At 47.2% G+C, this 26,100-nt stretch carries 27 protein-coding genes and 1 other annotated feature; of the genes, 18 read left to right on the plus strand and 9 right to left on the minus strand.

Annotation, left to right across the window (positions count from 1 at the left end):
- The first annotated feature begins 80 nt into the window (after positions 1-80).
- From sigG to HP401_RS13325, 12 genes are all read left to right on the plus strand, one after another.
- Positions 81-860: an RNA polymerase sporulation sigma factor SigG gene (gene sigG / locus HP401_RS13270; RefSeq protein WP_015892086.1), complete on the plus strand. Its 780-nt coding sequence runs from the start codon at positions 81-83 to the stop codon at positions 858-860.
- A 160-nt stretch (positions 861-1,020) separates the two neighbouring features.
- Positions 1,021-1,299, plus strand: coding sequence for a YlmC/YmxH family sporulation protein (locus HP401_RS13275; RefSeq protein WP_015892085.1), 279 nt, complete (start codon positions 1,021-1,023; stop codon positions 1,297-1,299).
- 80 nt (positions 1,300-1,379) lie between these two features.
- Positions 1,380-2,210 (plus strand): peptidoglycan editing factor PgeF, encoded by an 831-nt coding sequence (pgeF, locus tag HP401_RS13280; RefSeq protein ID WP_173605316.1) that lies wholly within the window; start codon positions 1,380-1,382, stop codon positions 2,208-2,210.
- 20 nt (positions 2,211-2,230) lie between these two features.
- Positions 2,231-2,929, plus strand: coding sequence for a YggS family pyridoxal phosphate-dependent enzyme (locus HP401_RS13285; protein ID WP_173605317.1), 699 nt, complete (start codon positions 2,231-2,233; stop codon positions 2,927-2,929).
- Between the two features lie 42 nt (positions 2,930-2,971).
- Complete coding sequence (locus tag HP401_RS13290) at positions 2,972-3,400, plus strand: cell division protein SepF (protein WP_173605318.1); 429 nt, start codon at positions 2,972-2,974, stop codon at positions 3,398-3,400.
- A gap of 31 nt (positions 3,401-3,431) precedes the next feature.
- Positions 3,432-3,698, plus strand: a complete 267-nt coding sequence (locus HP401_RS13295; RefSeq protein WP_015892081.1) for a YggT family protein — start codon at positions 3,432-3,434, stop codon at positions 3,696-3,698.
- 12 nt (positions 3,699-3,710) lie between these two features.
- Positions 3,711-4,484: a YlmH family RNA-binding protein gene (locus tag HP401_RS13300; protein ID WP_173605319.1), complete on the plus strand. Its 774-nt coding sequence runs from the start codon at positions 3,711-3,713 to the stop codon at positions 4,482-4,484.
- A gap of 100 nt (positions 4,485-4,584) precedes the next feature.
- Entirely contained in the window at positions 4,585-5,076 is a 492-nt protein-coding gene (locus HP401_RS13305) for a DivIVA domain-containing protein (RefSeq protein ID WP_173605320.1), read from the plus strand.
- 65 nt (positions 5,077-5,141) lie between these two features.
- Positions 5,142-5,409, plus strand: a binding site (T-box leader).
- A 46-nt stretch (positions 5,410-5,455) separates the two neighbouring features.
- Positions 5,456-8,233 carry an isoleucine--tRNA ligase gene (gene ileS / locus HP401_RS13310; protein WP_173605321.1) on the plus strand — a complete coding sequence of 926 codons (2,778 nt, stop codon included), beginning with the start codon at positions 5,456-5,458 and terminating at the stop codon, positions 8,231-8,233.
- Between the two features lie 105 nt (positions 8,234-8,338).
- Positions 8,339-9,112 carry a TraR/DksA C4-type zinc finger protein gene (locus tag HP401_RS13315; protein WP_015892077.1) on the plus strand — a complete coding sequence of 258 codons (774 nt, stop codon included), beginning with the start codon at positions 8,339-8,341 and terminating at the stop codon, positions 9,110-9,112.
- A complete protein-coding gene (locus HP401_RS13320; RefSeq protein WP_173605322.1) occupies positions 9,099-10,250 on the plus strand; it encodes a mandelate racemase/muconate lactonizing enzyme family protein in 1,152 nt (383 codons plus the stop codon). The genes HP401_RS13315 and HP401_RS13320 overlap by 14 nt, the downstream gene beginning before the upstream one ends.
- A gap of 15 nt (positions 10,251-10,265) precedes the next feature.
- Positions 10,266-11,639, plus strand: a complete 1,374-nt coding sequence (locus tag HP401_RS13325) for an MFS transporter (RefSeq protein ID WP_173605323.1) — start codon at positions 10,266-10,268, stop codon at positions 11,637-11,639.
- Positions 11,640-11,713: 74 nt separating this feature from the next.
- On the opposite strand, the gene HP401_RS13330 is transcribed toward HP401_RS13325, so the two are convergent.
- The gene (locus HP401_RS13330; RefSeq protein ID WP_173605324.1) at positions 11,714-12,187 is read right to left on the minus strand and encodes an NUDIX domain-containing protein; all 474 of its coding nucleotides are present in this window, start codon (positions 12,185-12,187) and stop codon (positions 11,714-11,716) included.
- 14 nt (positions 12,188-12,201) lie between these two features.
- The gene (locus HP401_RS13335; protein WP_173605325.1) at positions 12,202-13,131 is read right to left on the minus strand and encodes an NAD(P)/FAD-dependent oxidoreductase; all 930 of its coding nucleotides are present in this window, start codon (positions 13,129-13,131) and stop codon (positions 12,202-12,204) included.
- A gap of 237 nt (positions 13,132-13,368) precedes the next feature.
- On the opposite strand from HP401_RS13335, the gene HP401_RS13340 reads away from it, so the two are divergent.
- From HP401_RS13340 to ppsA, 3 genes are all read left to right on the plus strand, one after another.
- On the plus strand, positions 13,369-14,724 hold the full coding sequence (locus HP401_RS13340) for an LCP family protein (RefSeq protein WP_173605326.1): 1,356 nt from the start codon (positions 13,369-13,371) through the stop codon (positions 14,722-14,724).
- Positions 14,725-14,809: 85 nt separating this feature from the next.
- Positions 14,810-15,406, plus strand: coding sequence for an Hsp20/alpha crystallin family protein (locus tag HP401_RS13345; protein ID WP_173605327.1), 597 nt, complete (start codon positions 14,810-14,812; stop codon positions 15,404-15,406).
- 209 nt (positions 15,407-15,615) lie between these two features.
- The gene (ppsA, locus tag HP401_RS13350) at positions 15,616-18,222 is read left to right on the plus strand and encodes a phosphoenolpyruvate synthase (RefSeq protein WP_173605328.1); all 2,607 of its coding nucleotides are present in this window, start codon (positions 15,616-15,618) and stop codon (positions 18,220-18,222) included.
- An 87-nt stretch (positions 18,223-18,309) separates the two neighbouring features.
- On the opposite strand, the gene HP401_RS13355 is transcribed toward ppsA, so the two are convergent.
- Genes HP401_RS13355 through HP401_RS13380 form a run of 6 tightly spaced genes read right to left on the minus strand, consistent with a single transcriptional unit; the run spans position 18,310 to position 20,274 of the window.
- Complete coding sequence (locus HP401_RS13355; protein WP_007717765.1) at positions 18,310-18,525, minus strand: spore germination protein; 216 nt, start codon at positions 18,523-18,525, stop codon at positions 18,310-18,312.
- 3 nt (positions 18,526-18,528) lie between these two features.
- On the minus strand, positions 18,529-18,921 hold the full coding sequence (locus HP401_RS13360; RefSeq protein WP_172140170.1) for a spore germination protein GerPE: 393 nt from the start codon (positions 18,919-18,921) through the stop codon (positions 18,529-18,531).
- A gap of 13 nt (positions 18,922-18,934) precedes the next feature.
- A complete protein-coding gene (locus tag HP401_RS13365; RefSeq protein ID WP_173605329.1) occupies positions 18,935-19,126 on the minus strand; it encodes a spore gernimation protein in 192 nt (63 codons plus the stop codon).
- The gene (gene gerPC, locus HP401_RS13370) at positions 19,123-19,737 is read right to left on the minus strand and encodes a spore germination protein GerPC (RefSeq protein ID WP_173605330.1); all 615 of its coding nucleotides are present in this window, start codon (positions 19,735-19,737) and stop codon (positions 19,123-19,125) included. The genes HP401_RS13365 and gerPC overlap by 4 nt, the downstream gene beginning before the upstream one ends.
- 34 nt (positions 19,738-19,771) lie before the next feature.
- Positions 19,772-20,026 carry a spore germination protein GerPB gene (locus HP401_RS13375; protein WP_016740747.1) on the minus strand — a complete coding sequence of 85 codons (255 nt, stop codon included), beginning with the start codon at positions 20,024-20,026 and terminating at the stop codon, positions 19,772-19,774.
- The gene (locus tag HP401_RS13380) at positions 20,023-20,274 is read right to left on the minus strand and encodes a spore germination protein (RefSeq protein ID WP_016740748.1); all 252 of its coding nucleotides are present in this window, start codon (positions 20,272-20,274) and stop codon (positions 20,023-20,025) included. Before HP401_RS13380 ends, HP401_RS13375 begins: the two co-directional genes overlap by 4 nt.
- Before the next feature lie 146 nt (positions 20,275-20,420).
- Here HP401_RS13380 and HP401_RS13385 point away from each other — a divergent pair, with 146 nt between their 5' ends.
- Positions 20,421-20,618 carry a hypothetical protein gene (locus HP401_RS13385; protein WP_172140172.1) on the plus strand — a complete coding sequence of 66 codons (198 nt, stop codon included), beginning with the start codon at positions 20,421-20,423 and terminating at the stop codon, positions 20,616-20,618.
- Positions 20,619-20,627: 9 nt separating this feature from the next.
- Here HP401_RS13385 and shc read toward each other — a convergent pair whose 3' ends face one another.
- Positions 20,628-22,610, minus strand: coding sequence for a squalene--hopene cyclase (shc, locus tag HP401_RS13390; protein ID WP_173605331.1), 1,983 nt, complete (start codon positions 22,608-22,610; stop codon positions 20,628-20,630).
- Here shc and HP401_RS13395 point away from each other — a divergent pair.
- Both HP401_RS13395 and HP401_RS13400 read left to right on the plus strand, forming a co-directional pair.
- A complete protein-coding gene (locus HP401_RS13395) occupies positions 22,583-23,716 on the plus strand; it encodes a DUF2515 domain-containing protein (RefSeq protein ID WP_173605332.1) in 1,134 nt (377 codons plus the stop codon). The two genes, shc and HP401_RS13395, sit on opposite strands and share 28 nt — an antisense overlap.
- Positions 23,717-23,798: 82 nt before the next feature.
- Entirely contained in the window at positions 23,799-26,057 is a 2,259-nt protein-coding gene (locus tag HP401_RS13400) for a type IA DNA topoisomerase (RefSeq protein ID WP_173605333.1), read from the plus strand.
- Positions 26,058-26,100: the final 43 nt, after the last annotated feature.

The raw sequence follows: 26,100 nt of genomic DNA on the forward strand, positions 1-26,100 counted from the left end.
TGGTCGGCTACGCGTCAGTTACGCGGCCTTTCAAGACAACCGGGTTAGGGACTTTTTTCTTGCTTCGAGGAGGGAAAGACGTGACGCGCAATAAGGTAGAGATATGCGGGGTAGATACCTCCAAGCTTCCGGTGTTGACAAACAAAGAGATGCGGGATTTGTTTGAGCGCCTGCAAAGTGGGGAGCTGGCGGCCCGCGAGAAGCTGGTCAACGGCAACTTGCGATTGGTGCTTAGCGTAATCCAACGGTTCAACAATCGCGGAGAGTTCGTGGATGACTTGTTTCAAGTGGGCTGCATCGGGTTGATGAAAGCGATCGACAACTTTGATCTCGGGCAAAATGTGAAGTTTTCCACGTATGCCGTACCGATGATCATCGGAGAAATTCGCCGCTATTTACGGGATAACAATCCGATTCGTGTTTCCCGCTCTTTGCGAGACATCGCGTACAAGGCCTTGCAGGTGCGTGACAATTTGACCAACAAACATTCGCGAGAGCCTACCATTATCGAGATTTCTCAGGAATTGAACGTAGCCAAAGAAGATGTCGTGTTTGCACTCGATGCGATCCAGGATCCGGTTTCATTGTTTGAACCGATTTATCAGGATGGTGGCGATCCGATTTACGTCATGGATCAGATAAGTGACGAGAAGAACAAAGATGTCACGTGGGTAGAGGAAATTGCACTTCGTGAGGGAATGCAGCGGCTAGGTGACCGAGAAAAAATGATATTATCCATGCGCTTTTACGAAGGAAAAACGCAGATGGAAGTAGCAGAGGAAATCGGTATCTCACAGGCACAGGTCTCCCGATTAGAAAAAGCGGCAATTGCCCATATGCAAAAGCACGTTCAATCGTAATGAGAAACGACATAGGTGACCCGGCGGTCTTGTACCGTTCGGGTTTTTTGTACGAGCGGAAACGTTCGATTTCAATCACCTTACTTTTTGGCAAAGAAGCGGACATATTCCTATTTGGACTCATATACTGAAAGTAACGGAGAAAAGAAGGTGAGGAAGAATGGTAAAAATCTCTGACTTCCAGACCAAAGAAGTGGTAAATATTCTCGATGGGAAACGGCTTGGGCAAATTTCAGATTTGGAGATCGATCTGCGTCACGGGCGCGTAGAGGCTATCGTTGTACCGGGACCAGGAAAATTTCTCGGGTTCTTTTCTGCCGGGAACGATTATGTCATTCCTTGGCGCAATATTGTGAAGATCGGGAAAGATGTGGTTCTTGTTCGGATGGAAGAAGCACTTAAAGTTGAAGTGAAAACTTCTGGCGGAGATGAATACTAACGTGAAAGGGAGAAAGGCACGGATAGCCTTTCTTTTCTTTTCGGCTATGGTATGATTAGCCATATGAGGAAGGTGACAACATGAGAGAACCATTTGTCAGGGTGGAGGATAAGTCAATCTTATCGTTAACAGAGTGGGAGCAACAATTTCCTGGATTAGTGGCGGGGTTTACCATTCGCTCAGGCGGGGAAAGTGAACAACCGTACGGGTCTTTTAATATGGGGCTGCATGTGGGTGATGAATCTGCGAACGTAGTAGCCAATAGACGCAAGCTGGCAGAACAAGTCGGGATGTCATTTTCGGCGTGGACATGCGCCGATCAAGTGCATGGGAATCAGGTATGCCAGGTTACAGCAGGCGGGGCGGGAAAAGAAAGTCTGGAGGACGTCATTTCTGCAACAGATGGTTTGTTTACCCTTGAAAAAGGAGTCATGCTGACCTCGTTTTATGCAGATTGTGTGCCTCTCTATTTTCTACACCCTCAATCAGGTGCAATCGGACTTGCCCACGCAGGCTGGAAGGGAACAGTAGGCCGTATTGCCGAGGAAATGGTGAAGGCAATGACGAAGCACTATCAGGCCAAGCCAGCGGACATTTTCGTCGCAATTGGCCCATCCATTGGCGGCTGTTGCTATGAAGTCGATGAGCGAATCATGACGCAGGTTCGCACTTGTGCAGGCGATTGGGAAAAAGCAGTGATCTCCTCTACTGGGGATCGATATATGCTGGACCTCCGTCAGCTGAACACAGCGATATTGCTCGAAGCAGGAATTTCTTCCGGGAATATTTTCTCCACGCATTGGTGTACAAGCTGCAGAACAGACTTGTTTTTCTCTCATCGCAAGGAAGCTGGGATACAAGGAACTACCGGACGGATGGCTTCCTATATCGGCTGGAAGGAAAACCTGTAGAAGAAAGGGAAGGGTTCGTTATGACCAAGGAACAAGAATTTTTAAAAGAACGACTGCAATCCATCGAGGCAAGAATTCAGGCTGCTTGCGATCGGGCGAACCGCAAGCGTGAGGAAGTAAAAATTATTGCCGTGACCAAGTATGTCGACGCAGATGCTATTGGCGATTTGCTCGCTGTAGGCGTTGAGAATATCGGAGAAAATCGCGTGCAGGATGCCTTGCCCAAGCATGAACTACACGGCGATAAAGGAATCTGGCATTTTATCGGGCACCTCCAGACGAACAAGGCAAAAGAAGTCGTAGGGAGATTCCCGTACATCCATTCTCTGGATCGACTTTCTTTGGCACAAGAGTTGAATCGACGCGGTGAAGCGCTGGATCATGTCGTAAAATGCTTTTTACAGATCAATATATCCGGTGAAGAGACAAAATTTGGGCTTAGTCCCAATGACGTATTGGCTTTTTTGCGCGAAACCAGTAATATGAAACATATAAGTATCGTTGGATTAATGACAATGGCGCCTGTTGTCGAAAACCAAGAGGAAGCCAGACAGGTGTTCCGTGGTCTCTATGAGTGGAAGCAACGGATTAACGAAATGGCATTCCCGCACGCACCGGTGGAAGAACTGTCCATGGGCATGTCTAGTGATTTTGAAGTGGCCATTGAAGAGGGAGCTACATATATTCGTTTAGGATCGGTATTGGTCAAGCCGGAGTAAAGGAAAGCAGACCAAACCACGGAGTAAGAGAGGAGGAAGAGTATGGGTGTTATGAATAAATTGATGGGGTTTCTGGGGTTAGAAAACGAGGAATACATCGAAGAGACAACAACGGTGGAAGAGGAAAGAGAAGAGCAAGAGTCCTCGCACAAACGCCAGCCAGCGATCGGTCGAACTAACAACGTAGTACCGTTTCAAGCACGGGAAAAGGAGGGAATCCGTTTGATTCTCTGTGAACCCCGTCATTACAGCGACGCACAGGATATCGCGGACAACCTACGTCATCGTAGACCTGTTGTGGTCAATCTTCATCGCGTGGAAAAAGACCAAGCCAAGAGAATTATCGACTTTTTGAGCGGGACGGTATATGCATTAAACGGTGATATCCAAAAGGTCGGAGACACGATCTTCGTGTGCACACCTGACCATGTAGATATTCAGGGTACGATCTCCAGTGTGCTGGAAGAGTAGCCATTTAAGACGAATGTAAAAGGGTGAGCTAATGACTGCTGTCATTTCGATTTTAAATTTTGCCTTTACGGTATATCAATACATGATTATTGCTTACATTTTAATGTCATGGGTTCCTCAAATGAGAGGTACAGGCATCGGTCAGTTACTGGAAAAACTGGTTGAACCTTATTTGGCGCCATTTCGCCGGTTTATCCCACCGCTCGGCTTCATCGATATCTCCCCGATTGTCGCATTGATTGCCCTGCGTCTTGCCCAATCTGGCCTGTACGCCATTTTGGAACAAATCATGTTCTAGGCGAGTGAAACGATGAGCATATTTGACCATTTTTCAAAAGAAGAACGTCCCTTTGTTGAACGGGCGCTGGAAATGCTGACGCAAGTAGAGCGGAAGCAGGCCATGCGCCTTACTGATTTTGTAGACCCGAGGCAGTTGCTGATTTTTCAGAGTCTATCCTCACAAGTAAGAGATGTGAAGGTTTCTCCATATGGAGGATACGAAGGTGCCGAGCGAGTTCGTATTATCATCCATCCGGAGTACCTCCCAGTCGAACCTGATGATTATCGCCTTACCTTATTGGCAATCAAGGCAGATCAGCGCTTTCATGTGCTGGAGCATCGAGATGTGATGGGGGCGATGCTGGGTGTCGGGATGAAGCGGGAGAAATTCGGAGATATGCTGACAGATTCAGCGGGCAGCTATGCGATTGTAGCAGAGGAAGTTGCTGATTTTGTCTGTGCGCAGGTGACGCAAATTCACCGGACATCTGTTCAGTTTGAGCGGGTAGCATGGGAGGCGTTCACACCGCCTGCACCCATGTTTGTAGAAAAAACAATCACCGTCCCATCAGGTCGAATTGACGCGATCATCGGAGAAGTACACAATATGTCTCGCGCAAAAGCCCTGGTGCCAATTCGAGCGGGAAAAGTAAAAATCAACTGGAAAGTAATCGAAGACCCGTCTTATCAACTCCAGATGGGGGATATGGTATCTCTTGCAGGCTATGGTCGGTTCAAAATTCTTGAGGTAGCAGGTCCAACGCGTAGCGGACGAATTCGAATGATTGTCGGACTGGTTACATAAGATGGACCAAGGCGCAAAAAATTGTAAAATACGGCAGGAAACACTGCTAATCCTGTCGAAATGATTAGAGACGAATTATCGGGAAAAGTGGGGGGTTCATGTGCCATTAACGCCGTTGGATATACACAATAAGGAATTCAGCACAGGCTTTCGTGGGTATAACATTGACGAAGTGAACGAATTTCTCGATCAGGTGATCAAAGATTTTGAGCTCTTGATAAAAGAGAAAAAAGAACAGGAAGAGCGCGTAGCCATTCTAAATGAGCGCGTAGATTACTATAAGAGTTTGGAAGAAAATTTGAGCAAGTCGATTCTGGTGGCGCAGGAGACAGCAGAGGATGTGAAGTCCAATGCCCGCAAGGAAGCGCAGCTCATCCTAAAAGAAGCGGAGAAAAATGCAGACCGAATCGTCAATGAAGCATTGGCGAAGTCGCGCAAAATCGCAATCGAAATCGAAGAATTAAAAAAACGTGCTTCGGTTTACCGTATGCGCTTTCGGACGCTTTTGGAAGCGCAACTGGAAATGCTGGAGAATGGCGACTGGGACAGCATCGAACAGCCACAGGCTGATTCTGCTGTGACAGTTGAATAAATCATTGACGTTCGAGCAATGATGGTATTATAATGAAAGACAACTTTTTTGAAATAAATCACAAATCATAGACGATGAACGGGAAGAGTACGTGAGCCAGCACTGCCTAGAGAGTCGGGAAAAGGTGAAAACCCGGCCAGTTGCTTTCGCAGAAAATCACCCGGGAGTTCAATATCCGAAAACCGGTGAACCTTGATGGTTGAACAGGTGAGTAAGTGAGCGCGTCATTCCCGTTACGAATGAGTGAAGTGGAACGAATCCGATGCAGGCTTTTTTGTCGTACGGGTTTGTTCAATCAGGGTGGTACCACGGGAGCTTTCTCTCGTCCCTTTTAGGGGATGAGTGAAGGCTTTTATTTATTTAAGGAGTGAATCAGGCCATGGATTACAGCAAAACTTTAGCGCTACCAAAAACCGATTTCCCTATGCGTGGCAATTTGCCAAGCCGCGAGCCACAGATGCAAGCGGTATGGGAAGAGCAAAATATTTACCAACAAGTGTTGGATCGTACAAAAGACCGCCCGTCATTTGTCTTGCATGATGGCCCTCCATATGCGAATGGAGACATTCATATTGGTCACGCACTGAACAAAATCCTCAAGGACTTCATCGTTCGCTATAAATCCATGGCAGGCTTTTATGCGCCGTACATCCCAGGCTGGGATACACATGGTTTGCCGATTGAGCAAGCGATTATCAATGCACAAGGGCTGGATCGTCGTAGCATCGAAGTGAACGATTTCCGCCAGCGCTGTGAAGAATATGCTTGGTCCTATATCGACAAGCAACGCGACCAATTCAAGCGTCTGGGCGTTCGTGGAGATTGGGAAAACCCTTATGTAACACTCCTGCCTGAGTATGAAGCCAACCAAATTCGCGTATTCGGTGAAATGGCGAAGAAGGGTTATATTTACAAAGGTCTGCGCTGCGTATACTGGTCTCCGTCTTCTGAGACGGCTCTGGCTGACGCAGAAATCGAATACAAAGACAAGCGTTCTCCTTCTATTTACGTCAGCTTCCAAGTAGCAGATGGAAAAGGCAAGCTGGACACAGAGACAGGTGTTGTGATCTGGACAACGACTCCGTGGACATTGCCAGCAAACCTAGCGATCAGCTTGCACCCTGAACTCGAGTACAACGTCGTGAAGGTAGATGGCCGCAAATTCCTGGTAGCCAACGGTCTGATTGAAGCCGCGAGCAAAGAAATTGGCTGGGAAGGCGTAGAGATTCTTGCGACCTTTAAAGGTCAAGAACTGGAAGGTATAGAAACGCAGCATCCGTTCTATGATCGCAAGTCTCCACTCATCCTGGGTGAGCACGTAACCTTGGATGCAGGTACTGGTTGCGTTCATACTGCTCCAGGACACGGGGAAGATGACTTTAACGTTGGTCAAAAATACAATTTGGGTGTCCTTTGCCCGGTAGATCACGAAGGTAAAATGACCAATGAAGCACCAGGCTTTGAAGGTCTATTCTATGAAGATGCCAACAAAGTGATTACCGAAAAGCTGAAAGAAAACGGAGCACTCTTGAAGCTCAGTTTCTTCACGCACTCTTACCCACATGACTGGCGTACGAAAAAACCGGTTATTTATCGCGCGACAGAGCAATGGTTCGCATCGATCGACGGATTCCGTACGCAAATGCTCGAAGCGATTAAAAATGTAAAATGGATTCCGCATTGGGGAGAAACTCGTCTGGCTAACATGATTGCGGATCGTGGCGACTGGTGCATTTCCCGTCAGCGTGTCTGGGGTGTACCGATTCCAATCTTCTATTGCAAAGCATGTAACGAACCGATCATTAACGACACGACGATCAACCATGTTGCTGATCTTTTCCGCAAAGAAGGATCGAAAGTATGGTTCTCCCGTGAAGCAAATGAGCTCGTTCCAGAAGGGCTTTCTTGCACCAAATGCGATTGCAACGATTTCCGCAAAGAAACGGATATTATGGACGTTTGGTTCGACTCCGGTTCCAGCCACCAGGCTGTTTTGCGCGAAAGAGGCATTGCTTGGCCAGCTGACATGTATCTGGAAGGCTCTGACCAGTATCGTGGCTGGTTTAACTCTTCTCTCTCGACAGGGGTTGCCGTGTATGGCACTGCTCCTTACAAATCCGTCCTGAGCCATGGCTTTGCATTGGATGGAGAAGGACGCAAAATGTCCAAATCTCTTGGTAACGTCATCGTGCCTCAACAAGTTATTGACAAGATGGGCGCAGATATCTTGCGTCTGTGGGTAGCTTCTGTTGATTATCAGGCTGATGTGCGCATTTCCGATGCGATTCTAAACCAGATCGCTGAGGTGTACCGCAAAATCCGCAATACGTTCCGCTTCCTGTTGGGTAACCTGGATGGATTTAATCCAGCAACAGACCGCGTAGCGTATGAAGAGCTGGGAGAGCTGGATCGTTATGTTCTGGCGAAAGCAGCAAAAGTTGCGAAGCGTACACGCAAAGCGTACGATGAATATCAGTTCCATACCGTTTTCCATGCGGTTCACAACTTCTGCGTGATTGATTTGTCGGCGTTCTATCTGGATATTTGTAAGGATCGCCTGTATGTAGAAGCACCAGACAGTCTGAAACGACGTGCTGCACAGACAGTGATGTACGATTGCTTGCTCAGTCTGGTGAAGCTGGTTGCTCCACTCTTGCCGCATACAGCCGACGAGGTGTGGGCGTTCATTCCAGGAGTGGAAGAGAAGAGTGTGCAGTTGACAGATATGCCAGAAGGCGACGAACAACATCTCAGCTTTGCAGCAGAAGCAGAGAGCAAATGGGATGCGTTCCTGGCGATCCGTGACGAGGTTCTTAAAGCCATGGAAGAAGCGCGCCGCAACAAGGTGTTCGGTAACTCCGTTGATGCCAAGCTGGCTCTGTACCCACAAACGGAAGAAGTTGCGAAAACATTGGCAGCAATGGACGATCTCGCTGACCTGTTCATCGTGGCTCACGTGGATGTACACAGCGGGTCTGCTCCGGCAGAAGCGGTACAACTCGAAGGAATTGCTGCTGTGGTCTCTGCCGCAGACGGTGGAAAATGCGAGCGTTGCCGCGTAGTAAAACCTGATGTTGGCACTCGCGAGTCGCACGCGTCGCTCTGCGTACGTTGTGCTGATGTCGTCGAACAACATTACGCACATGTAACAGAATAAAATCGGTTGATCAACCTGTCATTCCCTTTGGGGGTGGCAGGTTTTTTGCTGGTCATATTTCCTTCGGGACCAAGACATACTACCTGTTGAGGAAACCAAACAAAGGTGGTGTACAGCGTGGACCAAAAGATGGTGGCCAGCTTCCGGGAAAAGCTGCTGGAACAGAAAAAAGAACTGGAAGACCGCGTACAGGACCATTATGGCATGAGAGAACCGATGACAACCTCTTTGCAGGAGTTCTCCATGTACGATAATCATCCGGCAGATATCGGCAGCGAGATGTTTGAACGGGAAAAAGATTTGGCTCTAGACAGTCTCGATCGTGAGACGTTAAAAGAGATTGATCAAGCGCTACAGCGTATGGAGGAAGGCACCTACGGCCTGTGTACCGTCTGTGGAGAGCAAATACCTGTGGAGCGACTGGAAGCATTGCCACAGTCACAAACGTGTAAGGAGCACGCACCAGCGCCAATAGTCAATGAGTCACGTCCGATTGAAGAGGAGTTTTTGCAGCCACCATTCGGACGTACGTCTTTAGATGAAAAAGAAGGACAAAACGGATTCGACGGTGAGGATGCTTGGCAAATTGTCGAGTCATGGGGGACATCCAGCACGCCTTTTTCGTACCAGGGACCCGACAAAACGGATTACGACGAAATGTATATCGAGAGCAATGAGCCGGATGGTTTTGTAGAAGCCGTAGAGGAGATCGGTTATACCGATATTGAGGGCTATCACGGACCGGACAGTGTGCATTTTATGAGAAGCGGGACGTATGAGGAGTACATGAGAAAAGGAGAAGGAAAAGGAAACTTCCTCTCCTATGACGACTATGAGGGAGAGCAAGCAGAGCGAGAGGGCATGGATGACTATTCGTGATCAGGTAGCGATCGCAGACCTGCAAATTGAGCGCGTGGAAACGTATCCGCTTCTTCATCGTCTATCGCAAGCTTACGGTGATGCGAATGGGTATAAGTGTTATCGAACGAGTTATCTCATTCGGATTATCACACGGGCTGGAATAGATGGCTGGGGAGAAATTATTGATTGGCTGCCCACGCTCCACAAGGGCTTTAGTGAGCGCATCATTCCGTACTTGCTGGGGAAGGAGGTGGATGACAGAGTAGCTATTGTCGATGTCATAGGAAAGTGGCATCAGCGATCGGCTTCAGGTGTCAGTATGGCCTTTACGGAAATTTTGGCGAAAGCGGTGGGGTTATCTGTGTGCCAACTGTGGGGAGGGCAGATTCATTCTAGTATCCCGGTATATGCCTCCCTCCAATCCTATCGTGAAACAGATGACTGGATGCAACAGTCATGGAAGCAAGTTAGCCAGCAAGTCGACGATGGCTTCAATATGGTGAAAGTAAAGATTGGCGGGCGCTCTGTTCAAGAGGATCAGACGCACATTGAAAAACTGATGAATTTGCTTCCTGAGAAAGTCCAAGTAGCAATAGATGCCAATCAGAGCTACGACTGTGCGACTGCAAGGAAGTGGGCAGGGCTTTTTTCCCGTTATGGCAATTGGCTTTGGCTGGAGGAGCCGATGCCTATGGATCGTACAAACGAATATGTCAAGCTTCGTTCGTATTTATCCATTCCGCTTGCTGGCGGAGAAAACTTGATCCGTTGCTCACAGTTTTTACCCTTGTATAAGGAGGGGGCCGTCGATATTGCACAGCCTGACCTGATGCATACAGGGGGCATTGACGATTATCGAACACATTTGCAAATGGCCCGTCAGTTTGGTTATCGCGTGTCTCCGCATTCCTTTGATGGCTCGCTGGCACGATTGTATACGTTATTTGCACAAGCTTGCTTGTTAGCATGGACCAAAATGGATAGCCATCCCATTGAGCCTGTCGAATGGGACGTAATGGAGAACCCCTTTACACAATTGTTTCCGCTGCGACCCATAAATGGCGAAGTGACGCTACCCAGTGGCGTGGGAATAGGTGTTGAACCTGACTGGGAGATTATTAACGCGTTGCGCTGGGACGGTAGCGCTTATGCGTAAGACAAGGAGTTTCGTATGGCACAAAATGCGAAAAACCTAATTGGGCTTGTCGGGGTTCCATTAGTGATGGTGCTTGGCAACTCGATGCTGATCCCTGTAATGCCTACAATGAAAACGGAAATGAAGCTCACTTCCTTACAGTCGAGCTTGTTGATCACCGCTTTTTCGATTGCAGCAGGTATTGTTATCCCTTTTGCCGGCTATTTGTCGGATCGATTTGGGAGAAAAATTGTCATTATCCTCTCCCTTGCCCTGTATGGTTTGGGTGGTTTGGTCGCAGGGCTTGCCGCGTTGTGGATCGATCAACCTTATATGGCCATCATGGGGGGGCGTGTCCTGCAGGGGATCGGTGCCGCCGGAACAGCCCCCATCGCGATGGCATTGGTAGGGGATTTGTTCGATGGCGCATCGGAGAGTAGGGCATTGGGGCTCTTGGAGACATCCAATGGGATGGGAAAAGTATTAAGTCCGATTATTGGCTCCTTGCTAGCTCTCATTTCTTGGTACATGGTCTTTTTAGCTTTTCCGATTATTTGTGGGGTCGTCCTCCTGATGTTTTTATTTTTGACCAAGGAAAAGAAACAGGAGAAGAAGCCGCTCCCCGTCAAGCAGTACATGCATTCGATCGCGCAAGTGTTCAAGCAGCATGGAAAATGGCTTGTCCCCGCGTTTTTTATAGGGAGCATCTGCTTGTTCACGTTGTTTGGTGTACTGTTTTACCTCTCTGATTTATTGGAGGAAAAATACAAGATTGATGGTGTCATCAAAGGCTTCTTTTTGGCGATTCCCTTACTCGTAATGAGTATAGCGGCATACGTGACAGGAATCATCATTAAAAAGAAGCTGAAGCTGATGCGTCTGTTTGTGATAATCGGCATGTTTTTGTTGGCTACGTCTTACGTTCTGGCCAGCTTTGTCCAAGGGGCTTATATTTTGATTGGTATTTTGGTCATCGGCAGCGTGGGGACGGGGATGATTTTACCGTGCTTGAACTCCATGATCGTTGGGGCTGTACAAAAAACAGAGCGGGGCATGATTACTTCTTTGTATAGCGGTGTCCGTTTTATCGGTGTTGCAATTGGCCCGCCTATTTTTACCTGGTTGCTCGGAATTTCCCGAACGGTCATGTTTCTATCGATCGCAGGTTTATCGCTCGTTTTCGCAGTAGTTGCGATCTTTTTCTTGAAGCCCAAGCAGGTCGAGCAGCAAGGACAGGGGACAAAAGATAGCGAGACGAAAGCGTGGCGGCAACTATCAGAGGTATTGGGAATTGAACCGGAAACGGTACATGAGGAACAACGTGAGAGAGCCATCGAAAGGTATGGTTTTGACCCAAATGAGCTCGTCAAGCGTGTGTTGTCGGGAAAGAAGGAAAAGGAAAAACAATAAACAGGCTGTCTCTGCCGGTCAGTCTCACCGAATACAATGTCGGAGACCGGTAGGGACAAGCCTGTTTATGATGGCTAGGACTCAGCGAACGGATGACGCAAAGCTCGTTCGAGTGCGAGCGGATACACATCATCTTGCAAAATGCGACTAAACTCCTGATTGCCTTTTACATCCCGCGGGATATCCGCAAACACAATGGTGGCAAGCACATCGGAGCCACTTGGCTGGTTTGTATAATGCGCTACCTTGGCGATATAAATGTCTTTTCGCATCGAGTCGTCGATGGTGTACTGTCCGATGCGCTCAATCCCTTCCAGAATGGCGCCAGTTTCTTCATAGACCTCACGCACTGCTGCTGCCAGGCTGCTTTCACCCGGTTCTACTTTTCCCCCTGGTAGCTCCACACCGCGTTTACGATGGCGCGTAAATAACAGCTTACCTTGATAAAAAGCAAAGATCAGCACGTGACCGGCTTGGTGGTTACGATATTCTTCTGGGGAAAAGGTTAGCTTGACAGGTAAGCCGAAATCGTCGTTAAAAGCGTACATGCAATGCTCTCCTTCTACAGGCTCATTGATTTGGTGTTTTGGATTTGCAAGGAAATATGTTTGACCGCCTTCATCGCTTGACCAACTGCTAGAGACAAACTCGCATAAGCGGCACCATTGCTCACGTCTCCGACTGCGTATATCCATGGAGAGTTGACTCGTTGATACGAATCGGTTTGCAAATATTCATCGCCAAACGTGTCCAAGCCTTTGAGACCGGCTGTGTTTCCATGAACGCCAATTCGTGGCAAAATCCAATCGACTACGATCGTCTCCGGATTTCCTTCTCGCGTAGAGTTGAGTGACAAAACAGTCCGTGCCTCTACGTCCTGATAGTCGCTAACTTGTGTTTCCCACAGGACTTGAATGTTGGGGAGGCCTGTGATTTTCTTTTGCCACTCCGGCCGAGCACGCCACTTTTTGCTCCGAACCAACAGATAGACCTGTCGGGCATGTAAACTCAAATTCGCAGCACTCTCTAATGCACGATCTCCTCCGCCAATTACGGCGATATCTTGCCCGGCGATGGTGTGCGCTTGGGCAGTTGTAGAAAACCAAGGCGACAGGACGCTCGGACAACCAGCTAGGGTCGGGATTTCATTCCAACCAACGCCTGTAGCAATGAGTAAATAGTCGACACGATAAACGGATTTTGAAGTGGTCACCTGTTTCGTTTCCTGATCAATGGAAAGAATGGTTTCGTTGAATCGTATGTTTTGCTGCTGGATGAAAGGATGTTCGATCAATACCTTTACAAGGGCAGCTCCCTGGTCATATACAAGGGGCGGAAAGTCGGTAATCTCGTTGTAAATGTGATGCAGTTGGCCGCCGAGTCTATCCGTTTTTTCGATAAGAAGACAAGAAAGACCTAATCGTTGGCACCATATTGCTGCGGACAACCCTGCGATGCCGCCACCTGCGATCAGCACCTGTATGTGTTCCACTCTCAAGTCCCTCCGATTCCCTTATTCATCTATCCGATTTTCCTCAGTTTTAGACTACCTGTTTCGATTCGCAAGTGCAAGAACTCAAAGGGAAAACCGCTCGATTTGAATCGGCAGGATTCTACATTTTAACGGAAGATTGTGGTAAAATGAGGCGAAAGTTTTCCAGAATATATTGAAAAATGAAAAGCCCAAAGCACTATGGACCCCGTGATACGAAAAAGGAGTGAACCGAACGTGCAAGCCAAGAATGACAAGCCTCAAGCTCCTGCAAAACAGCCGCGTAAACGGATGAAGCGTGGCCAGCGAAGCAAGCGGATGTATCTGCTCTTGGCGGGTTGCTTATTCCTCTGTTTGTTGGCCGTAGGAGCAGGCTTCGCCCTTAACCAGTTAGACAAGACCCTAGATGTTGTAACAGCCGACCCTTACAAGTTGCCGGATCAACCTGTTGTTGAAAAGCCGTATGAGCAAAAGAAATCAATCGCCTTTGTCATTGTCGGGGTGGATACGCGCAAAAACATCGGCATGTTGAACACAGATGTTCTGGTCGTCGCAGTCGCCAATCCGGTTACGCAAAAGCTGAGCATGGTATCGTTGCCCCGTGATACCCGCGTTCAAATCCCAGGCTATCCAGGCTATCACAAGGTCAATGAAGTATTTGCATTAGGGGAAAATATTAGGAAAGATGCAGAATTCAAAGGGAAGCCTGTCACAGAAAATGGCATGACGATGCTTAAAAAAACGTTGAATCACATGCTGGGGATCTCGGTTGAGCATTATGTGCAGCTTGACTTTGAAGGCTTTACAGCGGTCATTGACAAGCTAGGTGGCATTACGGTTGACGTAGATCGAGATCTCGTATACGAATTGCCGAAGCAAGGTGTATACCGCAATTTGAAAAAAGGGAAACAAGTATTGAACGGCGAGCAGGCACTCGGCTTCGTCCGTCATCGCATCGACAGACGTGGAGACGCTTACAACTCGAGCGACTTCGATCGCAACCGTAGACAGCAGCAGGTGATTCGTGCCGTGGCAGAAAAGAGCATGTCGATGGATGGATTAACGAGTTTGACAGCTGTGCTGGATACCGTTGGTAAGCATATCAAAACCGACCTCTCGACAGACCAAATTAAAGGATTGGCACTCGATTTTGCCAGCTTTTCGTCAAGCAACATGGTTACATTGAATAATGGGGCGATCTGGAGTTCTCCTTATTCCTTGTGGCCGAGGGAAAACATGCAAGCGGTCCGAACTGCCCTGCAAACAGAAGTGGGTGTAGCCGGACCGGGCGAAACGCTCAGTGATGCAGCTATAGCAGAAGTAGCAAAGGTCGAAATGAAAGCGGAGAAGAGAACGCCAGCTTCAAATCCTAAGTCTACAACAGGGACAAAAGAACAGCCAAAAACACCAAAACCAGCGACAACACCAAAAACTAATCCAGAACCGAAACAGGAGCCTGTAACACCACCAACTGTTCCAGATGGCAATGGCGAACTCAATCCTGCGCCGACGGATAGTAATATGCCGCCACCAGATATTTTGGCTCCGCCTGCACCGGCGACAGATAGTGCTGACATCGGGCAAACTGGATGATCTTGAGCACACCCCCCAGGCAAAAGAACATATTCTATCATACATAGACTGTCTTGCCTCTGCTGGGAAGGGGAGTGTGTACGTGATGAAAAATCTGCAAGAGACCATGAAGCAGTTGCAAAAAGCATCCGAAAGTTTGTCCAAGCTCGGTTTTAACCCTGATCACCCGTGGAAAGCATTGAGCCAGATGGGACAGGTGCTGGATACAAACTTTTGGGAGAATATCGCGACGCTTAATAAGCAAGCTGCACAAAAAACGGCCGCTGACGCCGCGCCAACTGTACCACCCGTGAAAAAGAGAAAAAAAAAGACGAAGGAAAAACCGATGCGATTCGTGCAGGCTGACGATTCGCATTTTTCCCCAGTCTCGGATATCTTCCAATCAGAGCAAATGGTCATTGTTTCCTGTGAACTGCCGGGCTTCGATCGCGATAGTCTGGAGATTACTCTCTCCGAGCAACGGTGGTTGGAGGTCAAGGGGATCATCAAGGGGAATGAGCACCAGGGGATTCGTACACAAGGGGAAAGAAGCTACGGCCCCTTTTATCGAAAGCTGGCTCTTCCGGTTTCCGTCAGTTCAAAAGGGATGAGGGCCCAATATCAGGACGGATTGTTAGAAATCTATTTGATGCGTGGTGGGGCTGCGAACGAAGGAAAAACAACATTTAAGGCGAGCTTGTAACAGCAGGTGTAGTCGAAACATCAAAAAAGAACCTGGATTTTTCCGCCAGGTTCTTTTTATTGCACATAAACAGACGCGATGATATAATCAGATCACGCCTGTTATTGCTTGTGTGATCATAATTATTGCATCTTATATCATAATCGTATCATGCTGCTGAACTCTTGTCAAATGTTTTTTCTCATTTGAATGGTTAGGGGAGATATTGAATGAGTTCTTTGGTTCTCGGTTTTCAGGAAATGAAAAAGACGCAGCTTTTGCTCGTTGGCGGAAAAGGGTTACATTTAGGGGAATTATCAAAAATTCAAGGAATACAAGTACCAGAGGGATTTTGCGTGACAACAGTGGGATATCAAAAGATGGTCGAATCAAACGACATGTATCATGCATTGTTGGATCAACTAACCATGTTAACAGTACAAGACCGAGAACAAGTTGGAGAAATCAGCAGGAAGATTCGAGAGAGTATTATGGAAGCAGAGATTCCTTCCGATGTTGTGAAAGCCGTTACTCACTATCTCTCCCAATTTGGAGAGGAGCATGCTTATGCAGTACGTTCTAGTGCGACAGCTGAAGATTTACCACATGCCTCTTTTGCCGGTCAACAAGACACCTATTTAAATATCATTGGCAAAGAAGCAATCTTGCAGCACATCAGCAGATGCTGGGCTTCCCTCTTTACGGATCGCGCGGTCATCTACCGTATGCAAAATGGATTTGACCACAGTCACGTTTATTTATCCGTTATCGTTCAAAAGATGGTTTTCCCACAGGCTTCCGGGATTTTATTTACCGCTGATCCTATTACATCCAATCGGAAGTTGCTATCCATCGATGCCAGTTTTGGACTTGGAGAGGCACTGGTCTCTGGACTGGTTTCCGCTGATTGTTATAAAGTGCGGGAAGCAGAAATCGTCGATAAGCGGATAGCGACCAAAAAATTGGCTATCTATGGACGAAAAGAAGGCGGAACAGAGACAAAGCAGATCGGTCCTGATCAGCAAAAGACGCAAACACTAGCCGATGAACAAATATTACAACTGGCACGCATTGGAAGACAGATCGAAGCTTATTTTGGGTCCCCGCAAGATATCGAATGGTGTTTCGGTGATGACACCTTTTATATTGTCCAGAGTCGGCCGATCACGACTTTATACCCGATCCCTGAAGCGAATGATCAAGAAAATCACGTCTATGTATCTGTTGGCCATCAACAAATGATGACCGACCCCATGAAGCCATTGGGGCTGTCTTTTTTTCTGTTAACGACTCCTGCACCGATGAGCAGAGCAGGTGGAAGATTGTTTGTTGATGTTACAAAAATGTTGGCTTCACCTGACAGCAGACAAACTATATTAGATACCCTGGGACAATCCGATCCGCTTATCAAAGATGCACTTATGACCATCATAGAGCGTGGCGATTTTATACAATCGTTCAAAATAGAACAGAATCCCGATAAAAGCAATAAAGGCATGTCGTTTTGGGGTTTTCAAGAACAATTCGAAAACGATCCGACAATTGTTTCTGATTTGATAAAGCGTACGCAAAGATCGATCGAAGAGGTAAGGCATAACATCCAAACGAAATCAGGACCGGACTTATTTGATTTTATTCGGGAAGACATCCAGCAATTAAGGAAGATTTTATTTGATCCACAAAACATAGGTGTGATTACGGCTGCGATGAACGCTTCAAAATGGATCAATGAAAAAATAAACGAGTGGTTGGGGGAAAAAAACGTAGCCGACACGCTTTCTCAATCTGTGCCAAACAATATTACTTCGGAAATGGGTCTGGCGCTCATGGAGGTTGCGGATATCGTTCGTCCTTATCCAGAAGTCATTGATTTTTTACAGCATGTCAAAGATGATAACTTTTTACATGAACTGATTCAGTTTGAAGGTGGACAGGAGACGCAAGACGCAATCTATGCCTATCTCACGAAATACGGGATGCGATGTTCGGGAGAAATCGATATAACGAAAACGCGTTGGAGTGAAAAACCAATCATGCTTGTCCCCATGATTCTAGGTAACATCAAAAACTTTGAACCGAATGCTGGCAAACGGAAATTCGAACAAGGGCGACAGGAAGCTTTGGAAAAAGAACGTGAGCTATTAGCGCGACTCATGCAATTACCGGATGGTGAACAAAAAGCAAAAGAAACCAAACAAATGATCGACCTCATCCGGAATTTCATCGGCTATCGAGAATATCCAAAGTACAGCATGATGAATCGCTACTTCGTTTATAAGCAGGCTTTACTGAAAGAAGCTGAACAACTCGTACAAACAAAGGTCATTCATGAAAAAGACGATATATACTATCTCACTTTTGAAGAGCTTCATGAGGTCGTACGCACAAATAAATTGGATGATCAGATCATCAACAAACGAAAAGATGAGTACAAGTTTTTTGAAAAACTGACTCCCCCACGTGTAATTACGTCTGATGGTGAAATTATTGTTGGTCAGTACAAGCGAGAAAATCTGCCAGCTAATGCGCTTGTAGGTCTACCTGTTTCAACCGGAGTCATAGAGGGGCGAGCACGCGTCATCTTAAATATGGAAGATGCTGATTTAGAAGATGGCGATATATTAGTCACCTCCTTTACTGATCCTGGCTGGACACCGTTGTTTGTATCCATAAAAGGTCTAGTCACCGAAGTTGGAGGACTGATGACCCATGGAGCAGTTATCGCGCGTGAATATGGCTTACCAGCTGTTGTCGGCGTGGAAAAGGCTACAACACTGATAAAAGACGGACAACGAATTCGCGTGCATGGAACAGAAGGGTATATTGAAATATTGTAGTCAGGGAGGCCTCGTGCCTCCTTTTTTGTTTCGCTTTTTGGCCAAAATAAAAACAGTGTCAATGAAAAAACATTAACACTGCAAGGATTAGATGTTCCCAAACATCGGTTGATCGACGACATTGGGGTCCAAAGTATTGGTTGCGTTGACACCATTGAGCGTATTTACGACGTTACCTGTGTTGCCGCCTCCTGAACCGGAGAATGTCTTGGCGGCTGTTTTTGGCGATATGTTGAGGGTGTCTCCGAAGTTAACGGTACCTGAATTGTTATTGATATTGACAGCTCCAATGACAGAAGGCAAAGCTTACTCCCTCCCTCCAGTTTTTGGCTCTTCTCGGAAAATGTGACGAATATTTACGACTCGAGTTTCGAGTTTTATGGATTCGTTCGAACCAACATGGACGACAGAGGATCCTGCGACGAAAGGGACTTCCACTTTTCGAATGAAAATGTACGGGCAGTCGTGGAACGTATCGATGCAAATCGTATCTGAGAGACTAGGGGGAGTTAAAGGAACGGAAAAGGCCGAGTAATTCTCAAACATAAATTCATTTTCATAGAAGATGGCCTGCTCACGTTGGACGGCTAATATGTTCGTGACAGCATCAATCTGCCGGGAATCACCTATTTGCAGAACAGATGAGGTATCGACCGAGAGAACATCCAGCTTATGGACATGACTGGTCCTTCGGTACATGGTGACATCCTCCTTATGAAGCAGGTATGGCAGTATCAATCGGGATCGTGGCTCCGACAATCATTTTTTCGGGTGGCGTTTCATAAATCGCTCTAAGGTCTACTGTCTGTGTGTCCCCAATAAACAAGGAAGCGGTAGAAGTGAGAGCACTGACGGAGACCCTCTTTACACAAATGGCTTCGTTTATCACTTGATACCTCATCATGGTTCGTTCACCTCACGAGGCAAATTTTTCAGGAATGTTTCGCAGGTCTTGTCGATATCCCGTTTCACTTTTTGGACGGTATTTTGTACGAAAACATCGAGCTGCTCTGGTTCTAGTTCATCGGTCGAAAGCTCGCTCAGATAATACTTAATCCGTTGATCGATCTGCTTTTTAATGTCATCCAAGATAAACGCTCGATAATTGTTATCGAGTGGATAATTGCACTCTGTCTCGATTCTTTCAAGAACGAGGTAGGCATCTGACTCTAAGTATTGATAAATTTCTTTCTGGACACGGGCAAAAAGTGGGGGATTGCTTTGATGCGGATTAGGGATATCCATCGACTGATTGATGGAAAAATCACCGATTCCTGCATCATTTCCTTTTGGATTTAAACCGATATTGAGAGTCCCTTCCAGTCGCTCGACCTTTAGCAGATCGAATTTGTACTCGTTTTTGATGACGGAAGGAATCTGTTTTTCCTTGAGATCATTTACATCTTGCTGTAGCTGTTCAATCATTTGCTTCAAATTCTCGATCTTATTGTTTTGCAATTGTATATAGTCATGTAACTGTTGAAGATACTTCATCATTTCGGGATCCATGTACATGACGACCATCCTTCTTCATCTAGCATACAACGAATTAGCCAAGCCGTGAAAAAAAACCTGGGCGTATGAGTGAAGGCTGAACCAATGGAATGAGGGGCACGAATTCTTCCAAACTGGTTCTGGGCAGTGGCCCCACCTGTGGAGCTGGCTCTGTGTATCCGCCGGTGTTGTACAGCTTGGATACGGGCTTAATAATCCCAGCGCTTCCTATTTGGCACACGGAAGAGTTGCTTATGCCTTCGATCTTGAGCGAATTGATTACGATATGTTGCGTCACAAAAAAATTCATGCGAAATCGCGTCCCTTTGCCCTGAAATCGTTCGTTTCTTCTACAAAAAGCGGGATATCATTATCGGATTGTTCATTGACGTAGACGACGCTACGTGGAATTTTAAAGGACAGATTGGTACCAGAATTGAATGATCCTCCACCCGCGAAGGTTTTGGCATAAGTGGTAGGTGCGATTTTACGGACGTCTCCGACATTGAAAACGCCGCCCACGTTGTTTACATTGATGACTCCAACGAATGCTGGCATGTTCGGCACATCCTTTTGGGAGAGATCCTCTCTGTATTGTATGTCGTAGGCCATTGGGTGTTCATACCTGTTTTTGCGACCGAACTCATGTGAGTAGCATACGATGTATGGATAGGCGCGAGTTTAGGAAAAGGAGAAAAAGTTCTATGAATATGAAGGTGACGAATAAAAAAATAGACGTCGGTGATTTCAGCTTTGGAGGAGTAACTAAGTCGTCGATTGTGCTGATTGGGGACACCGATGTACTTTCCTGCTTCTCTATTTTTGATACGCCGCCACATTCCGTGATTTATTCCCCCCAGGTTCCTCTCCAGCCATTAGACCTTGGTTTGCGAAGAGGGTAGCGGCGGTTTTTACGCATTCGCGTATTTGGCCTGATAGTGGCTGAGAGTCAGCAACGGCCAAATCCAACGATAGCTGTGATAAGCAAAGTAAGTGCCTCCAGGGCGTCCCCCGCCAGTCGGGTAGCGAGTCGTCCAGTCATTTGCTTGATTGTGAGTGAGCAAATAGTGAATCCCTCGTTGCAGCTCTGCCGTCGGCTTAGATGACACGGCTATCAGTGCATCGATTGCCCATGCTGTTTGCGAGGGAGTGCTTGCTCCGAGGGGGACGTACGTTTTCTTTAGGTCACTTTGGCAAGATTCCCCCCAGCCGCCGTCGGGATTTTGGTTGGCAACCAGCCACGCCACTGCTTTTTTGATGGCGGGATCAGTAGGGGAAAAGCCAACCGCCATCAGCCCGGTAATGGCAGCCCAAGTACCGTATAGGTAAGCGATTCCCCAACGTCCATACCAGGAGCCGTCTGATTCTTGATGCTTGAGAAGCCAGCGGACTCCTTTTTCTACATGCAGGTCAGTCAATGTTCGTCCGGCATAGTTTCCGAGGAATTCTAAGGTCCTCCCTGTCAAATCGGCAGAGGACGGATCTGTACTGACGGTATTGGCCCCTTCGATGGGCAGGTGGCGAATGAAATCAGCATCTGTATTTCGTTCAAAAGCAGGCCAGCCTCCATCGTCGTTTTGCATGGATAATAGCCATTCGAGACCGCGTTTCCAAGCGGCTGCTACTGTCACATCCGTACGGGCCAGCAGGCGGAGAGAGCGCAGAGCAGCTGTCGTATCATCAATATCCGGGTTCATGGTGTTGTAATCAGAAAATCCCCAACCGCCAGGCTTTCCATTTGGATTGCGAATTTTCCAGTCACCGTACGTATGCTGCTGTTTTCGGAGAAGGTAGCGGTTTGCTTTTTGAATCGCGGGATGCGTGGGAGAAAGTCCGCTTTTTTGCAGCGAAGAAGTCAAGAGCGCTGTGTCCCAGACGGCTGAAGTAGCTAGCTGCAAGTGTGCACCGTTTTTATAATCATAGACACTATTCGTAAGCCCCTGCATCGCTTTTTGAATGAGGGGGTCTTTCGGAGAAAACCCCCGTGCAAGCAGCGCAAATATCATGAAAAAGGTGGAGGTCGAATAATTGTACAGCGTACCGTCCGGCTCGATTCGCGCAAGAATATATTGTTCCAGGCGACGTAGAGCGAGCTTGTGTAGTTGTCCGGGTAAAAAGGGGAGCTGCTGCAAGGAATCGTGGATGGTAGCGAGAAACGATTGTCCCTCTTTGAGGAAATTCTCAAGGAATCGATGCGGATATAGACCGCGAGAGATAGGTGTATCTGCGTATAAATCGGACAAGTCTGGTGCATTGTCAGGCTTTTTTACATAGTTGCGATCAGCCACAATCATCATGGGGGCAAGATGGACACGTGCATACCCGACAAAATCGTAAAAGCTGACAGGGAAGCTCGGGGGTAAGAGAGCAATCTCAACGGGAACGAGAAAATGCGAGGGCCACTGGTATTGGCCAGTCAAGGCTGTAGCAAATTTGGTCAGCATGTTTGCTTGTGTCAGCCCACCCTTTTCCAAAATAAACGAGCGAGCCAGAGCCATTCTCGGCTCGTTCTTCGTATATTTGCCTGATAACAGCAGAGCGTAATACGAATCAATGGTCGTAGACAGATGGCCTTCCTTCTCGTCGGGATACAGCTTCCATGCCCCATTATCGTGTTGGAGAGACGTGATGTGAGCAGTGAGCTTCTCCACCAAACGCTCATCATGAATCCCCAGCGTGCGCAATAGGATGATCATGTGAGAATCTGTCATCGGTGAGCTTTCCAGACAAAAGCGCCATGTGCCATCCTCTTGTTGGCGCTGTAACAAAAAGGCTTGAATGCGGTTGATTTCTTGCTGGACTTCACGCAACTCATTCACCTCCCGATAAAATACGGCGCCTGAGGAAGAGAGGGGGAAGAGCATCGATGGGTTTGTCGTGGTACCAATACGCATCACGTCTGCCGCTTGCCATGAATCTGGGGAAAGTCCGTACGGCGACAGCACCATTGCCAGCACAGGATCAAAAAACGGTAGAGCAGATCAAACAGGAGACACACGCCCACAACCGTGACAACATAGACAGAACGCGCGCTTATTTGTCGTTTTATCAAAAGCATCCACAGGTTCACTGGGCGCTATTGGCACATCTCGTATCGCGCAATGCGGGATGGAGTATGACTGATTTGCGGGGAGAATTATTGCCTCGCTTGCTTCGGACAAAAGAGCAGCAGGATTATTTTTCGTTTTTGGAGCGGGGAAACTGGCTGATTTTTCACGATGCGTACCCTCAATTGTTACTGTATGAAGAGAGTGTTAGGCGACAGACCAACCTTTTTTATTTACTGCCCCATCTGGGCGTCTCTACGTTCATGCAGGCGATCTGGAATCATTTTTGGAAGACCACAGATAAAGAGCTGCTCGCCATTGCTTTGATCATCAATGAACAAAACTATTTGGAAGAGCAGCTTATGAAAGACTCAAGCTATCAAAATTCAGTTGTCCGCACCATCCCGTTTGCTCTCCAGGAGCTTTTGCAACTGAATTTGATCTTGTTTCCCCAGCGGAAAGTGGTCGATGAGCAGAGAAGCATCTTGCAGCTCGTGGGGGAGCGAGTGTTTCATTTTGCCTCCTTACCAGAGAGAATCGGCTTGGGAAAAAGGCTGTACAATCTGCTGTTCGGGGGTGCGAATAGGCAGGAGGCAGCGTACGCTTGGGCATTGCAACAGCCACACACAGGTTCGCGAAAAGATTATTGGCCCCATCTTTTTCACGATGTGCATGATACAGTTCCTGGTACGTCTTATCAGGTAAAGCTAATGAACTGTCAGCTGCGCCAAGGGGCAAAGCGGCTGTTTTCCCCAACGCTGCGTCAAGTTTGGAGACCTATCCACCATGAGCCACCAAAGGCGTTAGATTGGTACAAAAACAAGAGCGATGTATGGCATGTGCTGACACGAATGGAGGAGACAGCTTTTGCAGCAGAGATGAATGAGGCGCATTGCCAGGCGTTGGCAAAAATCGAGTGGGCTGTCGCAGCCAGGACGAGATTACTTGGCTAACTTGTAGTAAAATAGAGAGGAATCCAGAACGTTAGACCGAACCTCGACAGGCTTAGAGAGTTTTAGAAGGAGCGATTATCATTTGAAGACACTAATTATTGCGGAGAAACCTGACATGGGACGAAATATTGCCGCCGCAATAGATCCTAAAGCGAAAAATAACCGCACCTATTTAGAAGGTGAAAAATATATCATTACGTGGGCAATCGGGCACTTAATTGAACTGGCAGAACCGGAGGCGTACGACCAAAAATATAAAAAGTGGAACATCAATGATCTTCCTATCATTCCCGAGCCGTTTAAGCTAGTACCCAATCGGAAAACAATCGATCAGCTAAAAATAATCGGGCAGTTGGCCAAACGAAGCAATTTGCTGATTAATGCATGCGATGCCGGGAGGGAAGGTCAACACATCTTTTCCCTCATTCAGCGACATCTAAAATTGAAGCAACCCGTTAAAAGACTGTGGATCTCGGACTTGACCCCTGAAACGATCAGGAAAGGATTCGCAGAAATGAAGGATGCCGCAGCCTATGAAAACTTAACGAGAGCAGCAAAAGCTCGTAGTGAAGCTGATTGGCTAATCGGGATGAATGGCTCACGTGCATTTACGACCAAACATAACGTGCTCCTCTCTGTTGGACGAGTACAGACCCCTGTCCTTGCTCTCATTTATGATCGACAGAAACAGATTGAGGCTTTCTCCTCGGTTACGTTTTTTCAAGTCGAAGGGCATTTTTCGCAGGGGGAGAGGACGTACAAGGGTCTTTGGCAAGGTGATCGCTTAACCGATCCAGCTAAAGCAGAAATGTTGGCGCGTAAAGTGAAAGGAAAACAAGGGCGGATTGCCTCCTACGAAGTAAAGGATACCAAGGAGTATCCATTCAAGCTGTATGACCTGACATTGCTGCAACGTGAGGCCAATGGCAAGTACGGTTTTTCCGCCAAGAAAACCTTGGACGTAGCACAGGCTCTCTATGAAAAACACAAGGTGATTTCTTACCCGAGAACGAATTCCAACTATGTGACAGAGCAAAATATTCCCGAAATGCACAACACCCTGTCGTCCTTGCAAGGAACTGGATATGACGCTCTGGTAAAGGGTGCAAACCGTAGTTTGGTTCATAAAGGCAACAAATTTATATGTAATCCGGCAAAGGTAGATGACCACCATGCTATCCTGCCGACCAATCGTAAGGCTTCAGGACTTACGCCAGATGAGCAGAAGTTATATGATTTGATCGTTCGCCGCTTTCTGTCGCAGTTTTATCCGCCAGCAGAATATAAGATGCATACGGTCATAACCGATGTGGAAAATGAGTTTTTCAGAACGTCGGTGAAAGAACAGAAAAGTCTCGGTTGGAAGATTATTTATGCCGACCAGCAGAAGGAAAAGCCCAAGAATGGAAAAGGTACGGCCAAAGAAGAAGAGGATAAAGAAGAGATTGAAGTGAACGAGCCTTTTATCATTCAATCCGATGCCAGCGTAGTATGCTCGGATGCGATGGTAAAGGAAAAAGAAACACAGCCGCCCAAGCATTTTACGGAAGGAACGCTTCTAAAGGCCATGGAAAGCGCAGGCAAGCAAATCGAGGACGAGGAATTGCGTGATGCGATGAAGGAATCTGGACTGGGAACTCCGGCAACTCGTGCTGCTACCATCGAACGGCTGAAAAAGGTCGGATACGTGGAGATGCAGGGGAAAAAGGTTCAACTTACGCTAAAAGGCCGTACCGTTATCGAATTGATTAGGGGAGCAGGTATCGAACTTTTAACCTCTCCTGAAATGACGGGGCATTGGGAGCGTCGCTTAAATGAGATCTCCCGAGGAACCGCCGCCGACGGGCAATTTATGGAGAATGTGAAGAAATTCGCTACGATGATCGTAGAAAAGGTTCGCGTACAATCTCGTGCTGAGAAGACCTTGTTTGAGAGTGAGAGTACCACGCAAAAAGGATCTTCGAAAACAAGAGGACGAACTGGCGGGCGAAGTACAGGTAAATCAGGTGGCAGTACTGCAACAACAAGGGCTTCAACTCGAAGCGGAGCAAAGACCGCTACTACAACTTCGAGTATCATCACCAAATGTCCACGACCGGGTTGCGGAGGCTCCATTTTCATGGGACGCAAAGGTTACGGATGTTCGAATTACAACGTGGGCTGTAAATTCGTTATATGGAAAGAGAATTACGGGCGTATGCTGACGGATACGCAGATTAAAGCACTCATTGAAAAAGGCAAAACGGGTAAAATGAAGCTTGAGCGTCAGGATGGAACACCATTTCAAGCAAAACTTATTTTGAAAAGTGTAGAATCGGGCGAGCTTACTTTCGAACAGTAATTTTTTGTGACACGTAAATCACCAATTTGTTTATTCAAAATAG

Source organism: Brevibacillus sp. HB2.2 (assembly GCF_013284275.1).
Lineage (GTDB): Bacteria > Bacillota > Bacilli > Brevibacillales > Brevibacillaceae > Brevibacillus > Brevibacillus brevis_D.

Coding starts and splice junctions, on each gene's coding strand:
- HP401_RS13295 (WP_015892081.1), top strand. CDS start 3,432: ATGACTGCTGTCATTTCGATTTTAAATTTTGCCTTTACGGTATATCAA.
- HP401_RS13320 (WP_173605322.1), top strand. CDS start 9,099: ATGACTATTCGTGATCAGGTAGCGATCGCAGACCTGCAAATTGAGCGC.
- ileS (WP_173605321.1), top strand. CDS start 5,456: ATGGATTACAGCAAAACTTTAGCGCTACCAAAAACCGATTTCCCTATG.
- HP401_RS13345 (WP_173605327.1), top strand. CDS start 14,810: ATGAAAAATCTGCAAGAGACCATGAAGCAGTTGCAAAAAGCATCCGAA.
- pgeF (WP_173605316.1), top strand. CDS start 1,380: ATGAGAGAACCATTTGTCAGGGTGGAGGATAAGTCAATCTTATCGTTA.
- shc (WP_173605331.1), bottom strand. CDS start 22,610: ATGCGTATTGGTACCACGACAAACCCATCGATGCTCTTCCCCCTCTCT.
- HP401_RS13330 (WP_173605324.1), bottom strand. CDS start 12,187: ATGTACGCTTTTAACGACGATTTCGGCTTACCTGTCAAGCTAACCTTT.
- HP401_RS13300 (WP_173605319.1), top strand. CDS start 3,711: ATGAGCATATTTGACCATTTTTCAAAAGAAGAACGTCCCTTTGTTGAA.
- HP401_RS13275 (WP_015892085.1), top strand. CDS start 1,021: ATGGTAAAAATCTCTGACTTCCAGACCAAAGAAGTGGTAAATATTCTC.
- HP401_RS13360 (WP_172140170.1), bottom strand. CDS start 18,921: ATGTACCGAAGGACCAGTCATGTCCATAAGCTGGATGTTCTCTCGGTC.
- HP401_RS13380 (WP_016740748.1), bottom strand. CDS start 20,274: ATGCCAGCATTCGTTGGAGTCATCAATGTAAACAACGTGGGCGGCGTT.
- ppsA (WP_173605328.1), top strand. CDS start 15,616: ATGAGTTCTTTGGTTCTCGGTTTTCAGGAAATGAAAAAGACGCAGCTT.
- HP401_RS13375 (WP_016740747.1), bottom strand. CDS start 20,026: ATGAATTTTTTTGTGACGCAACATATCGTAATCAATTCGCTCAAGATC.
- HP401_RS13385 (WP_172140172.1), top strand. CDS start 20,421: ATGAATATGAAGGTGACGAATAAAAAAATAGACGTCGGTGATTTCAGC.
- HP401_RS13395 (WP_173605332.1), top strand. CDS start 22,583: ATGGGTTTGTCGTGGTACCAATACGCATCACGTCTGCCGCTTGCCATG.
- HP401_RS13325 (WP_173605323.1), top strand. CDS start 10,266: ATGGCACAAAATGCGAAAAACCTAATTGGGCTTGTCGGGGTTCCATTA.
- HP401_RS13285 (WP_173605317.1), top strand. CDS start 2,231: ATGACCAAGGAACAAGAATTTTTAAAAGAACGACTGCAATCCATCGAG.
- HP401_RS13290 (WP_173605318.1), top strand. CDS start 2,972: ATGGGTGTTATGAATAAATTGATGGGGTTTCTGGGGTTAGAAAACGAG.
- gerPC (WP_173605330.1), bottom strand. CDS start 19,737: ATGTACATGGATCCCGAAATGATGAAGTATCTTCAACAGTTACATGAC.
- HP401_RS13365 (WP_173605329.1), bottom strand. CDS start 19,126: ATGATGAGGTATCAAGTGATAAACGAAGCCATTTGTGTAAAGAGGGTC.